At 50.0% G+C, this 338-nt stretch carries 1 rRNA gene; it reads left to right on the top strand.

Features of this window, described 5'->3' with window-relative positions:
- Positions 1 to 333 (top strand): 23S ribosomal RNA (locus WS42_RS15045); the annotation flags it as partial.
- Positions 334 to 338 lie beyond the last annotated feature (5 nt).

Below are 338 nucleotides of genomic sequence, written 5' to 3'. Positions count from 1 at the left end.
AAAGCGGTACGCGAGCTGGGTTCAGAACGTCGTGAGACAGTTCGGTCCCTATCCGTTGTGGGCGCAGGAAATTTGAGAGGAGCTGTCCTTAGTACGAGAGGACCGGGATGGACGTACCTCTGGTGTACCGGTTGCAGACCAACTGCACAGCCGGGTAGCTATGTATGGAACGGATAAACGCTGAAGGCATCTAAGCGTGAAGCCGCCCTCAAGATAAGATTTCCCATTCTTCGGAAGTAAGATCCCTTAAAGATAATGAGGTAGATAGGTTGGAGGTGTAAGCACGGTAACGTGTTCAGCTGACCAATACTAATAGATCGAGGGCTTGACCTAATAAA

This window comes from Odoribacter sp. N54.MGS-14 (assembly GCF_000980295.1).
Lineage (GTDB): Bacteria > Bacteroidota > Bacteroidia > Bacteroidales > Marinifilaceae > Odoribacter > Odoribacter splanchnicus.
The sequence above is the reverse complement of the archived record's forward strand: the minus strand, read 5'-3'. Positions and strand labels throughout refer to the sequence as shown.